We start from the raw sequence: 14417 nt of genomic DNA, 5'->3' as shown, positions 1-14417 counted from the left end.
AAGGAATTAGAGTTGATCAGCGAAAGCGAGGTGCTGAAGATGAGCTCGACGGGCAAAAACCAATTCGACCAAACCGTCAAATTCGACGTCGTCGCGGATCCGCAAGAAGTGTCGGCACGCGATATTTTGTTTACCGTGCACGACGCGCTGGTGGAGAAGGAATACCATCCGATCAACCAAATCGTCGGATACTTGTTGTCGGGCGATCCCGCCTATATCCCGCGTCACAACAACGCGCGCAGCTTGATTCGCAAGAAGGAGCGCGACGAACTGATCGAAGAGCTCGTGCGTTTCTATCTTCAGCAAAACAGATAAGCATGAGAATCATGGGCTTGGATTACGGGGAAAGAAGAATCGGCGTGTCGATGAGCGATTTGTTCGGCTGGACCGCGCAAGGGCTGGAGGTCATCGACCGCAAAGTCGTCGCGGATTTTATGGCCCGCATCTCGGAGCTCGTCCGGGAATACGGGGTCGAGGAAATCGTCGTCGGCTTGCCGAAGAACATGAACGGAACGATCGGACCCAGTGGAGAAAATTGCATCGCATTCGCGGAAAGCTTGAAGCAGACACTAGATTTGCCAGTCCGCCTATGGGATGAAAGACTGACGACGGTGGCCGCGGAACGCGCGCTGCTGGAGGCCGACGTAAGCAGGAGCAAACGCAAAAAAGTGATCGACAAAATGGCTTCGGCGATTTTGCTGCAGGGCTATTTGGACTCGAGACCGAAATGAGGGAACTGTCATGGCAGACGTGAACAACAACCAAGAAGAAGAAGCGGAAATTATTTATATTCCGGACGACGAAGGCAATGACGAAGCGTTCGAGGTCATCATGCGCTTCGAGCTGGACGACGGCACGGATCGGAAATATATTATGGTCGTGCCGGCCGACGACGAAGACGAAGAGCAAGAAGTATTCGCGTTCCGTTACGACGAAGAAGAAGACGAGCTCAAACTCTATCCGATCGAGGACGAGGCGGAGTGGGACATGGTCGAAGAGACGTTTAACACGTTGATCGGAGAATTCAATGACGATCCGCAATAACGGTTCCGCGTTGCGCGAGAAATTCGGGGACGCGGTCGAGTTGCTGACGGAAGACGGCAAGACGCTCGAGTTCCGCATTCTCGCCGAACTGGCCGTCGGGACCGGGAACTACGCCGTCCTGCAATCGGATGCGATGCGCAAGGAAGACGAGTTCGAAGTGTTCAAAGTCGTCGATAACGGCGACGGCGACCCTCAACTCGAGACGGTGGAAGACGACGACGAGTGGGAACTCGTCGCCGAAGCTTACGACGATATGCTGTTCGGGAGCGACGATCGGCCTTGATTGGGATGCGAGAAGAGCGGGCAACCGCTCTTTTCCCGCGAAAAGAGAGCTAGCTGGAGGGGAACTGGCGTGGAAAGGGACGACGATTCGAATTCGGGATGGAAATCCGTATACGGCAATAAAATCGACGCTCGGGAGAATCACCCGGAGGAAAGAAGCGAAACGGCCGCGGCTACCGAATTCGGGACGAGAAGCGGTCGCTTCGCTTCGGCCCCCGCCGGTAAAGAAGCGCCGGTCCGCAACAACGAAGCGACGGAAACCGCAACGGCGCCGAGAACCGCAAGCAAGGTATCGTCGGCTCCCGTCCGGCGCAAGCCTCGCGTGCTGCTCTGGTCGTTCCTTATCGCACTGGGCATCGTCTTGTCCGTTTCGGCGGGGTTGCTGTTCTATTTGTGGAACGGGCTTCGTCCTCCTGCATCCGCGGCTCCCGTGGAAGTGACAATCACGAGCGGGATGCGCGCGAAGAAAGTATCGGAGTTGCTCGAACAAAACGGACTCATACGCAATGCGAGTTTATTCAGCGGGTGGATGAAACTCAAAGGGGAAGGCTCCCGTTTCCAAGCGGGCGTCTACGAGCTGACTCCGGGCATGTCCATGGAACAGATCGTGACGAAGTTGAACAACGGGGAAATCATCGCGGCCGCCACGATCCGGTTCACGATACCGGAAGGCTTCACGATCGAACAAATCGCGGGCCGTCTAGCCGATGCTGCGGACATCGACAAGGCGAAGTTCCTAGATGCGGCGAAGAAGCCGGGGCTGTGGGCCGGTTCGGCATGGACGAAGTCGCTGCCGGTGGACAACAGCCTGAAATATCCGCTCGAAGGCTATTTGTTCCCGGAGACGTACGAAATGAAACGGGGTAGCACCGAGCTCGACGTTATCGACCGGATGTTGACGGAGCTCGACCGGCGTCTCGACCAGCTTCCGGAAGATTGGCAAAGCGTCATGGAGGAGCGAGGACTTACCGTCCACCAGCTGCTCACGATCGCCTCGCTCGTCGAAAGGGAAGTCGTCGTCGACGAAGAGCGTCCGCTCGTCTCGGGCGTCATTCAGAATCGCTTGAAGAAAAAGATGCCGCTGCAAATCGACGCGACGATTCAATATTTGCTCGACAAGCAGAAGGAACGCCTTCTCGAAGGCGACTTGAAAGTGGACAGCCCTTACAACACGTATTTGAACGCGGGGCTGCCGCCGGGGCCGATCGCGAGTCCGAGTTACAAGTCGATCGAAGCGGCGCTGTATCCGGAGAAATCCGACTACATGTACTACGTCACGAAAAAAGACGGTACGAACACGCACTTGTTCGCGGTGACGTACAAGCAACACCAGAAAAACATCAAGCTCAGCGAGAAGAACGAAAAAAGCGTAAAAAAATAAGGAAGTCGCGCCGACGAAAGGCGCGTCCCGACCCGGCGAGTCCGACCGTTGTGCCTTCTAAGCGCCCGGTATGCGGCGCGCCGGGTCGAAGACTTCCCGGAGGTCAATACTCATGACAGCGACCATTCCCGAATTGCTCGCGTCCGCGGGGTCGGCGGAACAAGCGAAACGATATATAAAAGCCGGAGCGTCGGCCATCTTGATCGGCGAGTCGCGGTTTGCCATGAGGCAGCCGGGCGACATCGCGGCATCCGCGCTCGCCGAGGCGGTCGAAGCGACGCACGGTCTCGGGGCGAAAGCCTACGTCAACATGAACAAGCTGTTCCGCAACGAAGAGTTGGAGGAGCTTCCCGCCTACTTGAAGGCGGTGGAAGCGTCCGGCGCGGACGCGATCGTCTTCGGCGATCCTGCCGTATTGATGAACGTCAGGCAACACGCGCCGGGGCTGCGTTGGCATTGGAACGCCGAGATGACCGGAACGAATTCGGCTTCCGCTTCGTATTGGGCGCGGCGGGGAGCGGCTCGCGCCGTGCTCGCCCGCGAGCTGAACGAAGGCGAGATCGCCGACTTGAAGATGAAATCCGGCATCGAAGTACAAGTGCAGGCGCACGGGATGACCAATATTTATCATTCGCACCGGAACTTGATCCAAAGCTATCTCGAGCATATCGGCAGGGAAGCGACGCTTATCCGCAAAGGCCCGGACAAAGGGCTATTCCTCGTCGAAGCGGAGAGACCGGACGAGAAGTTCCCCGTATACGAGGACGAGAGCGGCACCCACGTCATGAGCCCTGACGATATTTGCTTGCTCGAGGCGCTTCCAGAATTGATTTCCTTCGGCGTCGATAGCTTGTACGTCGAAACGTTGCTCAAGACGGAAGCCTACAACGAGACGGTATTGACCGGCTACCGCCAGGCGCTGGATGCCTACGCGCATGCACCCGATTCTTACCGGATGGATCCGCGCTGGCTGGCGGCGATCCGGAAAATGCAAAGCCCGGATCGAGAGCTGGGCTTCGGATTCCTATACAAAGATCAAGTCTATTAAGAGGAAGTTCAAAAAGTCCGCTTTTGATCACGAAGTTGAACAGGGAGCCTATACAAGGAGGAAACCCAGATGAGCCATACGGCAATCGGAATCGCGCCGCGATTCAAGGGAAAGCGCAACCGGCTGGATAAGCCGGAGCTGCTCGCGCCTGCCGGCAACTTGGAGAAGCTGAAGTTCGCCGTCCATTACGGCGCGGACGCCGTCTATATCGGCGGGCAGAAGTACGGCCTGCGGTCGAACGCGGACAACTTCAGCTTCGAGGAAATGCGCGAGGGCGTGGCGTTCGCGGCGAAATACGGCGCGAAGGTGTTCGTGGCGACGAATATTTACGCTCACCAAGAAGACTTGGACGGCATCGCCGAATACTTGCGCGAGCTGGAGAACGCGGGCATCGCGGCGATTATCGCCGCCGACCCCGCGATCGTGGAGACGGCGCAGAAATATGCGCCGAAGCTGGAAGTGCATTTGAGCACGCAGCAGTCGACGATGAACTGGCAAGCGGTGCAGTTCTGGAAAGAGGAAGGCTTGCCGCGCGTCGTGCTCGCCCGCGAGACGACGATGGACGAAATCCGCGGCATGAAAGAGAAAGTGGACGTCGAGCTGGAAGTGTTCATTCACGGCGCGATGTGTTCGTCGGTATCTGGCCGATGCGTGCTTTCCAATCATTTTACCGACAGGGATTCGAATCGCGGCGGCTGTTGCCAGTCTTGCCGCTGGAAATACGACCTACGCGCGGACGAGGAGTCCGTCGCCGAACCGGGACAAAACCCGTTTACGATGAGCGCCAAAGACTTGTGCATGATCCGTCACGTTCCCGACTTGATCGACGCCGGCGTGGACAGCTTCAAGATCGAAGGGCGTATGAAGAGTATCCATTACGTCGCTTCCGTCGTGAACGCTTACCGGCAGGCGATCGACGCCTACATGGCCGATCCGGAAGGCTACGAGCTGCGCCAGGAATGGGTGGACGAGATCGGTAAAGCGGCGAACAGGCCGCTGAACACCGGTTTCTTCTATTCCGTTCCCGGAGCGGAGGAGCACATCTACGAGGCGGAAGAGAAACCCGCCCCGTACGACTTCGCCGCGATCGTGACCGGCTACGACGCCGAATCGGGAATCGCCACCGTGCAGCAGCGCAGTCCGTTCCGTCCGGGCATGGAAGTGGAATTCATCGGGCCCGGGGGACGCTGCTTCACTCAGACCGTCGGGGACATGACGGACGAAGCCGGTCAGCCGCTGACCGTCGCGAGGCATCCGCTTCAGCTGATCAAGCTGAGCACCGACAAGCCGGTCGAACCGCTAGACATGATGCGCAAGCGGCTGCATTGATCGACGGCGTTTCCCGCGTCCGGGCGACGCGAAAATTCTAAAATATTTTGTGGAATCTAAAGGAATTGAACGAGACTTGTCGAAATGTCTCCATTAAAGTTAATGCCGCATCGCATTGATGCCGATATATACTTTAATGGCATTTTCGGCAAGTTTTTGTTTTAACGCCGTTCGGTCGTCATTACATAGGTGGGGGTTATGCATAATGAGTAAATCGTGGCGTGGGAAATTGGACGCGGCAAGCGTGAAAAAATCAATGGGTCTTGTAAGCGGTTTATCGAAAAAAATCGGCAGGCAATTGAAAGAAACGAAAATTGAAAATCCGATCCGTTCCGTCGGCATGAAGCTGTTTTTGCTTATTTTTTGCAGCATCTTGGCATGCGTGCTTACGTTAGGTTGGTTCTCGTATTCGAAATCCAGCGATATCATCCAAAGCAAAGTGGCCGATTCCAGTTCGGAGACGGCGAAGCAAACCGCGGGAAAAATCTCGCTGCTGCTGAAAGGTTACGAAAGGCAATCGTTGCAATTCATTACCGATTCGGATTTCATGTCGTTGCTGAGCGGAATGGGAGTTTCGACGGACGATTACGAGAAATTCGATGCGGCGCGCCAATTGACGGCGAAGCTGAGCTCCATCGCGATGGCGGACAATAGTTACGAATCGATTTCGCTTATTCCCGTGAACCCGGAAGGGCAACTCATGACGACGGGGAGCAGCCTCGACGAAGCCGAAATCGCGAATAACCCGCTGCTGAAGGAAATCGAGGCCGGCTCCGGTAAAGCGGTATGGAGCTCGACGATGCCGGCCGGGCTCGACGGGAAAAGAAACAATCCGACTTTCGCCGTCGGACGCCTCCTTTCTCAAGGGGATCCGTATTATTTGATCATGGAAATCAAAGCGAAGTCATTGGCCGAGCAGATGGTATCCGTTAATTTCGGCGACGACAGCTCCGCGTTTATCGTGGCCGGCAACGGCATGATCGTGTTCGGTCCGGACGAATCGAAGTGGGGCTCTAAATACGGCTACGAGCTTCCCGGCGACGACGGCTCCGCGACGGTCGACGTCGACGGAACGAAGACGCTCACTTCCGGCGGCTTGCTCGAGACGAGCGGTTGGACGCTCATCGGCAACATCCCGGTATCGGCGCTCGTGAAGGACGCCAAGGCGATCAGCAACTTGACCTTGATCATCTCCTTGTTCGCCGCTCTCATTGCCGGAGGCATCGGATTAATCGTCTTTCTGACGGTCGGCCTACCGCTGGCGAAATTGCGGAACTTGATGAACGAGGGCGAGAAGGGCAACTTGACCGTTCGGTCGACGATCCGCAAGAAGGACGAGATCGGCCAAGTATCCGACAGCTTTAACCGCATGATGGAGGAAATTACCGGACTCGTGAGGCAGACGAACAAGTCCGCGATGGAAGTGCTGGAGACGGCGACGTCGCTGACCGAATCGTCCCGTAAAACGGCTGGAGCGGCCAAGGAAATCGCGGTCGCGACGGAAGAGATCGCGAACGGCGCGACCAATCTCGCGGTCGAATCCGAGAAAGGCACCGACTTGACGGTGGAGATCGGCACGCAAGTGAAATCGGTCATCGATTCCAACGTGGAGATGGGCCAATCCGCGAACGAAGTCGAGGAAGCCGGACGCAAAGGCTCGATCTACATGGGCACGCTCATCCAGAAAACGGGCCAAACGGAAGACATGACGCGTTCGATGGTCGAGAAGGTCGACAAGCTGAAAGAAAGCACTCGTTCGATCCGCAAAATTCTCGACGTGCTCGGCAACATGACGAAACAGACGAACATTCTGTCTCTTAACGCCACGATCGAAGCGGCGAGAGCCGGCGCCGCCGGCAAAGGCTTCATGGTCGTCGCGGACGAGATCCGCAAGCTGGCGGATCAATCGAGGGAATCGATCGGCGTCGTCGGCGGCATCGTGGAAAAAATCCAGCGCGAAATCGACGAGACGGTAGCCGTCTTGTCCGAAGCTTATCCGATCTTCCAAGAGCAAATCGAATCCGTTCGAGAAGCGAATCAAATCTTCATCGCCGTACAGGACAACATGGGCGGTTTCGTGCAACGCCTCGAATCGGCGACGGCATCCGTCCGGCATCTGGAGGATGCGCAGTCGACGCTGTCGTTCGCGATGAGCAACGTCAGCGCGGTCGCTCAGCAAGCGTCGGCGACATCGGAAGAGGTCGCGTCGCTGAGCAACGAGCAACTCAACATCAGCGACGGCCTGGTGCAGCTATCCAACCGATTGGAATCCGTGTCCGGACAATTGCGCGAATCGCTTAGCCGGTTCACGGTCGCCTAACGATCTTCCGCTTCATCGAGAACAGGCAAGGGGTCACTCCTTTGCCTGTTTTTTTGCGCGTCGAAAGGAATTATGTCGAACGATGGAGAATGTATACGTTATCAAAGATATCGTTGCCATCGGGGGGTGACGACGATTCGCCTTTGATCATTACCAATCTTCTTTTACCGGGAGGGTAAACATGGCGAATCCATCCTCGCTTCAACCGTCGAAACGGCGGAATCATGAAAACGCTTCATCCATTCGGCCGGGGGGCCGCGCGAATGGGGCGCGAATCGCGAATCCGATCCGTTCCGTCGGCATGAAATTGTTTTTGCTTATTTTCGGCAGCATCCTGTTGTGCGTGCTGTCGCTCGGTTGGTTTTCTTACGCGGAATCCCGTTCGATCATTCAGGACAAAGTCGCGAGCGCAAGCATCCAGACGGCCGATCAGACGACCGGGAAACTGCGGCTTCTGCTCGGGGAGTACGAAAGGCAGTCCAGACAGATTACGGCCGACAACGATTTTACGAAAGTGCTGACGCAGTATAATTTTCCGAACGACGACGTTGAGCTGTACAGCAACGAACGCCTCTTGAACGATAAGCTAACGGCGGTCGCGCAGGCGAATCCGTTGATCGACAACGTGACGCTGCTCCCGGTGCAGGCGGACAAGAAAACGATGACGAGCGATTCGACCGTTAATGCGGACGTGTTGCGGAAACAAGACGCCTTGAAGAAGATCGACGCGGGCAAAGGGGCGACCGTATGGCTGCCTACGATGCTTCTAGGCTTGGACGGCAACCGTTCCGAACCGACGATCGCCGTCGGCAGGCTGTACAAGCTTCAATTCTCGTATTATCTCATCATCGAAGTGAAGCTGAGCGCGATCGCGAAGGAAATGAGCGGCGTCGATTTCGGGGAAGGAGGAAGCGCCTTCGTGCTGGACGACGCCGGAACGGTCGTTTATTCGCCCGACAAGGAACGCTTGGCCAAGCCTTACGGAAACGAAGTGCCGGGGGAAGGATCGGCGACGATTACCGAGAACGGGAAAAGGATGCTGTCCGTCAAAGGGACGATGGAGGGAAGCGGTTGGACGGTCATCGGCAATATTCCGGTCTCGAAGCTCGTCGAGGACGCGAGCTCCATCAGCCGTCTTACGTGGATCATCTCGCTTCTGGCGGCGCTGATCGCCGGCGGTATCGGCTGGATCGTCATGCTGACGGTCGGCAAGCCTCTGTCGAAGCTGCGGACGCTCATGAACGAAGGGGAGAAGGGCAATTTGACCGTTCGTTCCGACATTCGCAAGAAGGACGAGATCGGACAAGTGTCCGAAAGCTTCAACCGGATGATGGAAGAGATTACGACGCTCGTAAGAAGGACGAACGAAACGGCACGAGAGGTGCTGGATACGGCAGCCGAGCTGACGGATTCGTCCAGGGAAACGGCCGCCGCAGCGAAGGAAATCGCCGCGGCGACGGAAGAAATCGCCGGAGGAGCCGCTAATCTCGCTTCGGAGTCGAAAGCCGGCACGGAGCTGACGGCTCTGATCGGATCGCGCGTGCAGTCGGTCATCCGCTCGAACGGCGAAATGGAGCGCGCCGCGAGCGAGGTCGAGCAGGCGGGCCGGCAAGGAACGGTATACATGGGCGAGCTGATCGACCAGACGGGAGCGACCGAACGGATGACCCGGGAAATGGTCGAGAAGGTCGACAAGCTGAAAGAGAGCACGAGCTCCATTCGCCGCGTGCTGGAGTTGCTCGATAACATGACGAAGCAGACGAACATCCTGTCGCTCAACGCCGCGATCGAGGCGGCCAGGGCAGGCGCGTCCGGCAAGGGCTTCATGGTCGTCGCGGACGAAATTCGCAAGCTGGCGGACCAGTCGCGGGAATCGATCGGCGACGTCGGCAACATCGTCGAGAGCATCTCTCTCGAGATCGAAGAGACGGTAGCGATTCTATCGCGGGCGTATCCGATATACCGGAAACAAGTCGAGTCCGTGAAGGAGGCGAACACGATCTTCGTATCCGTGCAGGAGCACATGGGCGGGTTCGCCGGCAGGCTCGATTCGGCGACGGACTCCGTACGTCAATTGGAAGACGCCCAAGCGACGCTGTCGCACGCGATGGGCAACGTGACGTCGGTCGCTCAGACGGCTACATCGACGTCGGTAAGGGTCGCGTCGTTCAGTTCGGCGCAGATGAGCGTCAGCGAACGGCTCGTCCGGCTGTCAAACCGATTGGAGAGCGTGTCGGCCAAGCTAACCGAATCGCTCAGCCGCTTTAACGTCGCCTAACGCGCGACGCGAATGACGCCGCGATAGCGGGAGGGACTTCATGTCCTTCCCGTTTTTTCGTTTTTGCTTGCACCGTTTGTTGGAAACAATGTGGAGAGACGGGCTTGAGCGCGAAAGGGCGATGACGATTGCAGAAGGACTGGGCGATGCGAGGTTTCAAGGTGCTGTTGGCGCTCGCGATCGTATTCGGCTTGGAAGGGGCAAGATTGGCATGGTTGCAGCTCGGCATCGGCAGTTCGCGAACCGCTAGCGGCACGCTCCGGCACAACGCGACGGCGCAGCGGTCGGACGAGCTGGCGCTGGACAGCGGCCGCGGCAGCTTCGTCGACCGGTACGGAAGACCGCTGGCCGGCATATCCGTTCGCGGGCTGGCCGCTTTCCCGGACAACGGAATGCCGAGGGGGACGGACGAAGCCGTCGGCCGGCTCGCCGCCGCGCTCGGGACGGACGCTGCCTCTTTCGGGGAGTGGCTGGACAATCTTCGCGCGTCGGAGACGTGGAAGATAAAGGCGAGCGGACGAACGTTGGACTTATCCGACCGGCAAATCGCCGAAGTGAACCGCGCGGGTTTGATCGGCGTGTCCGTCGTTCCGTACGTGGACCGTTACGGCGGCGATCTGTCTCCACTTCACGCGATCGGCTTCGTCTCCCAGCATCCCGAGCGCGTACGGGCGATTTACGGGGATCGCATCGAACGTCGGCGGATGAACGAATCATCCGAGGTCGGCGGTTCGGGACTCGAGAAATCTCTGGATCGGCTCATCCAAGGCATCGGACCGACGCGAGCGGCGCAGGTGACGTCGGGAAGCCGCCTCCCGCTCGGAGGGCTCGGCCTGCGACTGCTCGCGGGCGACAATCCGCATTTCCCGTTGCGAGTGACGACGACGATCGACAAGGACGCGCAACGGATCGCGGAGGACGTACTCGCCAAGCATGGCGTCCGCAAAGGGGCGGCCGTCGTTCTCGACGCCGCTAACGCGGACATCTTGGCCATGGTCTCGTTGCCGAAGCTGAATCCTTACCGGATCGGCGAAGAAGGGACGGACGAGCGCAACCATGCGCTCACGGGCGTCCCTCCGGGTTCGGTATTCAAGACGGTTACGCTCGCGGCCGCGCTGGAGTCGGGAATCGCGAGCTGGGACGAGAAGTTTCATTGCGACGGCCATTACGGCAAATACGGACTGAAGTGCTGGAAGGAAGGAGGACACGGCGAATTGACGCTACGGGAGGCTTACGCGCAGTCGTGCAACGTCGCGTTCGCCGGCTTGGCGGAAAAACTCGATCCGGCATGGTTGCAAATTACGGCGGACCGCCTCGGTCTGGGCAGGCAGGTCGGCTGGCACACGGAGTCGTTCGCGGACGGCAAACCTTTGCGGTTGCTTGGGGAAGAGGAAGCCGGGACGGTATTCGCGGACAAAAAAACCGCCTATGACGGCGGCATGAAGACAGGGACGGGAATCGGCCAACGGAACGTCAGGGTCACGCCGCTGCAAGTCGCCAATATGGCGGTCACGATTGTGCACGACGGCAAAGCGTATTCCCCACGCATCGTAAAGGAATTGCGATACGCGGACGGCAACTTGCTCGCGGCGCTACCCGTTCACGCGGCGAAGTCGAAGCATGGCGCCGTATCGGCGGAGACGATGGCGACGCTGCGGCAAGGCATGAGAACCGTCGTGACGGAAGGTACCGCCAAATCGGCGCTGAGCGGCGCCGTATGGCCGCTCGCCGGCAAATCCGGCACGGCCGAGCTCGCCGGGAAGTCGGAAGGCCGCAACGACCAATGGTTCGTCGGTTACGGCCCCGCGACCGGAAAGCCGCGTTACGCGATCGCCGTGCTGATCGAAGACCAACCGGCGGGCGTTCGCAATCGGGGCGCTGCGTTGTTCGGAGAAATCATGGACGGCTTGCGTCTTCTGGAGCGGGAACGTCGTCTTTAGCGAGCTGCGGCGAGAGCGGGGAGACGATGAATTCGTCCTTCGGCAACCGAATCCATTTGTGGAAGTACCCTTGATCGTACAATGCCTTCAGCAGGATCATGAGAATCGGCGCGAGAATGAGTCCCGCGACGCCGAACAGCGACAAGCTTATCATCATGAAAGCGAGCATCGTGAAGGCCGATACGCCGACCGTCTGACCCGTGATGCGAGGCTCGAGGAACTGACGGGTCAACGTAACGACGAGAAGCAGCGCGGTGAGCCAGACGGCGAGCGTCGTATCTCCGGTAATAAACAAGTAGATGATCCACGGGATGAACAACGTGTTCACGCCCAGCAGCGGCAGCACGTCGAAAATGCCGGCGAGCAGCGCGATCGTGAGAGCGTTCTCCACGCGAAGCGAGAGAAGCGCGATGAAGATGACGATGAAAGTGATGCTGATCAGCTTTCCTTGCGCCTTCAGGTATGCGCCGATGCCCTTAAACACGTTGTTCCGAAGAAATTCGAACGCGATCTGCAGCGTCTTCGGCGAACGCTCGCGGCTCAGCTTTTTCCAAGAGTCGATCTCGAGGCTCAAGAAATAAGCGAGGATGATCGCGATCGAGATGTTCAGGACGAATGTGGAGAACGAGCTAAGCGCGCCGACGAGCCATTTCAGGAATTGCTGCGCCCATTCCGCGCCCTTGTTCGTAATCGATTCGGTCGCGCTCGTCAGCTTCTCCGAAATGTCCGGAGGCAACGATTCGGAATGCTTCGCCAGGTTGGCGGAGATGACTTCGATCTGATGCTGCAGCAGTCTCTGGTATTCCGGCAAGTCCTTAATTAGCTGGTTGATCTGCTGCGTGAAAATAACGCCGAGACCGGCGAAGATCGCCAAAATGACGATCACGAAGAGGAGAATGCTGACGGCCGACGCGATCGACTTCGGCAAGCCGACCCGGTTCAGTCTCCTGGCGAGCGGCTCGATGCACCAGAAAATGACGAAGGAGTAAAAGACGGGCTTGGCCAAATCGTATAAATAGCTGAAAACGTACATCGTAAGCCATACGGTAAGCGCAACCATCGAGATGTCGAAGGCGGTACGCCAATATTTCTTGTACAGGGGTAGCATGAGTCAATCCATCCTTTGCATTCGATAGGGAGTTGGGTCTTGCATCCAGTTCTTATTGTACACGAAAACCAAAAAAGATGCCCGCGGCAATGCCTTAATTCGAGCGACTATGTTAAAATAGAGAGTAAGCGCATTTTCGTAAGCGGAGCCTGTGGCAGATTAAATACGGCAATCAAGATGGTGGGGAACGCATGGAAATCATCCTATGGATCGGTTTTTATTTTTTGACTTTTTACGCGTTTTTGCCGGCGCTCGTCAGTCGGCTGTTCGGATTCAGGGTGTTCATGAAAGGAGTGTCGGACACGGATATCGCCTTGACGTTCGACGACGGGCCCGATCCGGAATATACGCCGAAGCTGCTCGATTTATTGAAGAAGCACGGGGCGAAGGCGACGTTTTTCGTCGTCGGGGAGAACGCGGAACGCCATCCGGAGCTGATCTCCCGGATACACGCGGAAGGCCATATTCTCGGCATTCATAATTACTTGCACCATTCGAACTGGCTGATGAGGCCGAGCACGGTCCAGAAGCATATTCGGACGACTTCGGAAGCGATCAAGCGGATTACGGGGACGAGAGCGATGTACTATCGGCCTCCTTGGGGGATCTTGAACGTATTCGATTTTCGAAATATCGGGTATTTGCAGATCGTTCTCTGGTCTTCGCTGTTCAACGACTGGAAAAAACGGGTCGGCGCGGAGAAGCTGTACAAGCGGATGAGAAAGAAGCTGAAGCCGGGGCAAGTGTTCCTGCTGCACGATTGCGGCACGACGCTCGGAGCGGACCGGGAGGCGCCGGCGAACACGATCGCCGCCCTGGCGCGCATTCTGGATGACGGCAGGGAACTCGGCTACCGGTTCGTCGGCATCGACGACTTGATCGCGGTTACGGAACGGGCGAAGAAAAATCGGAAGGTAAGCGGGGATATACGGATGCAAGAGGAAACGGGCAAACCCCGCGACGGGGCGGAAGGCGACGTTCGCGCTTCGATCGGATGGTTAAAGAAAGCCGTCGTCGCGGGTTGGATGTTGTACGAAAAAGCGTTTCACGTCGTCTTTCGGCTTCGTCCGGTCGGTTCCGGCCATTTCTTCAATTATCGTATCCGCAAGTATACGGGAGCGAAGCTCGACTTGCGGGACGGAGAGACGCTTCGTCCCGGCGATCTGATTATGGAAATCCATTTCGAGAACCAAATGCTGTTCGACCTCGGCATGAAAGCGAAGACGACGTTGCAAATCGGCATACGGATCATTCGCGAGATGCAGAACGCGTTGCCGGATATGGCCAAAGAACTGTCCACCGCTCCGAACGGCGATCGGGTGAAAGCTTTGTTCGGCATTTCGATGATCCATCGCGGCGCGGAATCGCTCGGCTTCGATACGGTCGAGCTGCCGAAAGGCTTGTTCGCTTGGACGACGAAACAATATTTGAAGTTTCTCATGCGCGTCATTCATCCGGCAGGCAAAGACAGGGTACGGGGGAAAGACGACACGATGCATCCCCGCATGCTTGTCATGCATCGCGAAATGCTGCTTAGCTGGGCGGACGAGTCGAGTCCCCGCAAGCGGAAGCGGGAAAAGGAACGGAAGGCGGTCGCGCACGGGGAACCGAACGCGAACGCGTCGACGGAAGAGCCTCTCGGCACCCTTGTCTAGCCCATAACGACAAAAAGAGCTTGCCCGGTATG

At 57.6% G+C, this 14417-nt stretch carries 12 protein-coding genes; 11 read left to right on the top strand and 1 reads right to left on the bottom strand.

What is annotated here, in order from left to right:
- The first annotated feature begins 39 nt into the window (after window positions 1-39).
- The 10 genes from ACFPPD_RS23660 (at window position 40) to ACFPPD_RS23615 (ending at window position 11622) form a co-directional block, all read left to right on the top strand.
- Window positions 40-315: an IreB family regulatory phosphoprotein gene (locus tag ACFPPD_RS23660; RefSeq protein WP_209744364.1), complete on the top strand. Its 276-nt coding sequence runs from the start codon at window positions 40-42 to the stop codon at window positions 313-315.
- Window positions 316-317: 2 nt separating this feature from the next.
- Window positions 318-731 (top strand): Holliday junction resolvase RuvX, encoded by a 414-nt coding sequence (gene ruvX, locus ACFPPD_RS23655; RefSeq protein WP_209743878.1) that lies wholly within the window; start codon window positions 318-320, stop codon window positions 729-731.
- A gap of 10 nt (window positions 732-741) precedes the next feature.
- Complete coding sequence (locus ACFPPD_RS23650) at window positions 742-1044, top strand: DUF1292 domain-containing protein (RefSeq protein ID WP_209743875.1); 303 nt, start codon at window positions 742-744, stop codon at window positions 1042-1044.
- On the top strand, window positions 1028-1327 hold the full coding sequence (locus ACFPPD_RS23645; RefSeq protein ID WP_209743872.1) for a DUF1292 domain-containing protein: 300 nt from the start codon (window positions 1028-1030) through the stop codon (window positions 1325-1327). The genes ACFPPD_RS23650 and ACFPPD_RS23645 overlap by 17 nt, the downstream gene beginning before the upstream one ends.
- 69 nt (window positions 1328-1396) lie before the next feature.
- Window positions 1397-2707 (top strand): endolytic transglycosylase MltG, encoded by a 1311-nt coding sequence (gene mltG, locus ACFPPD_RS23640; RefSeq protein ID WP_378083596.1) that lies wholly within the window; start codon window positions 1397-1399, stop codon window positions 2705-2707.
- Window positions 2708-2819: 112 nt separating this feature from the next.
- A complete protein-coding gene (locus ACFPPD_RS23635; protein ID WP_209743867.1) occupies window positions 2820-3755 on the top strand; it encodes a peptidase U32 family protein in 936 nt (311 codons plus the stop codon).
- Between the two features lie 69 nt (window positions 3756-3824).
- On the top strand, window positions 3825-5084 hold the full coding sequence (locus ACFPPD_RS23630; protein ID WP_209743864.1) for a peptidase U32 family protein: 1260 nt from the start codon (window positions 3825-3827) through the stop codon (window positions 5082-5084).
- A 205-nt stretch (window positions 5085-5289) separates the two neighbouring features.
- On the top strand, window positions 5290-7404 hold the full coding sequence (locus ACFPPD_RS23625) for a methyl-accepting chemotaxis protein (RefSeq protein ID WP_378083593.1): 2115 nt from the start codon (window positions 5290-5292) through the stop codon (window positions 7402-7404).
- A 181-nt stretch (window positions 7405-7585) separates the two neighbouring features.
- A complete protein-coding gene (locus ACFPPD_RS23620) occupies window positions 7586-9682 on the top strand; it encodes a methyl-accepting chemotaxis protein (protein WP_209743863.1) in 2097 nt (698 codons plus the stop codon).
- Window positions 9683-9828: 146 nt separating this feature from the next.
- The gene (locus ACFPPD_RS23615; protein WP_209743860.1) at window positions 9829-11622 is read left to right on the top strand and encodes a peptidoglycan D,D-transpeptidase FtsI family protein; all 1794 of its coding nucleotides are present in this window, start codon (window positions 9829-9831) and stop codon (window positions 11620-11622) included.
- On the opposite strand, the gene ytvI is transcribed toward ACFPPD_RS23615, so the two are convergent.
- Window positions 11579-12730: a sporulation integral membrane protein YtvI gene (gene ytvI, locus ACFPPD_RS23610; RefSeq protein ID WP_209743857.1), complete on the bottom strand. Its 1152-nt coding sequence runs from the start codon at window positions 12728-12730 to the stop codon at window positions 11579-11581. The genes ACFPPD_RS23615 and ytvI overlap by 44 nt on opposite strands.
- A gap of 191 nt (window positions 12731-12921) precedes the next feature.
- Between ytvI and ACFPPD_RS23605 the strand changes: the two genes are divergently transcribed.
- Window positions 12922-14385: a polysaccharide deacetylase family protein gene (locus tag ACFPPD_RS23605; RefSeq protein ID WP_209743854.1), complete on the top strand. Its 1464-nt coding sequence runs from the start codon at window positions 12922-12924 to the stop codon at window positions 14383-14385.
- The last annotated feature ends 32 nt before the right edge of the window (window positions 14386-14417 follow it).

This window comes from Cohnella suwonensis (assembly GCF_042655365.1).
GTDB classification, from domain to species: domain Bacteria; phylum Bacillota; class Bacilli; order Paenibacillales; family Paenibacillaceae; genus Cohnella; species Cohnella suwonensis.
Note: the sequence above shows the minus strand (reverse complement) of the source record. Positions and strands in the feature narration are given on the sequence as shown.

Excerpts from the sequence above, each read along its gene's own strand:
- ruvX (WP_209743878.1), top strand. The coding sequence starts at position 318 with ATGAGAATCATGGGCTTGGATTACGGGGAAAGAAGAATCGGCGTGTCG.
- ytvI (WP_209743857.1), bottom strand. The coding sequence starts at position 12,730 with ATGCTACCCCTGTACAAGAAATATTGGCGTACCGCCTTCGACATCTCG.
- ACFPPD_RS23605 (WP_209743854.1), top strand. The coding sequence starts at position 12,922 with ATGGAAATCATCCTATGGATCGGTTTTTATTTTTTGACTTTTTACGCG.
- ACFPPD_RS23645 (WP_209743872.1), top strand. The coding sequence starts at position 1,028 with ATGACGATCCGCAATAACGGTTCCGCGTTGCGCGAGAAATTCGGGGAC.
- ACFPPD_RS23660 (WP_209744364.1), top strand. The coding sequence starts at position 40 with ATGAGCTCGACGGGCAAAAACCAATTCGACCAAACCGTCAAATTCGAC.
- ACFPPD_RS23620 (WP_209743863.1), top strand. The coding sequence starts at position 7,586 with ATGGCGAATCCATCCTCGCTTCAACCGTCGAAACGGCGGAATCATGAA.
- ACFPPD_RS23615 (WP_209743860.1), top strand. The coding sequence starts at position 9,829 with ATGCGAGGTTTCAAGGTGCTGTTGGCGCTCGCGATCGTATTCGGCTTG.
- ACFPPD_RS23635 (WP_209743867.1), top strand. The coding sequence starts at position 2,820 with ATGACAGCGACCATTCCCGAATTGCTCGCGTCCGCGGGGTCGGCGGAA.
- ACFPPD_RS23625 (WP_378083593.1), top strand. The coding sequence starts at position 5,290 with ATGAGTAAATCGTGGCGTGGGAAATTGGACGCGGCAAGCGTGAAAAAA.
- ACFPPD_RS23630 (WP_209743864.1), top strand. The coding sequence starts at position 3,825 with ATGAGCCATACGGCAATCGGAATCGCGCCGCGATTCAAGGGAAAGCGC.
- ACFPPD_RS23650 (WP_209743875.1), top strand. The coding sequence starts at position 742 with ATGGCAGACGTGAACAACAACCAAGAAGAAGAAGCGGAAATTATTTAT.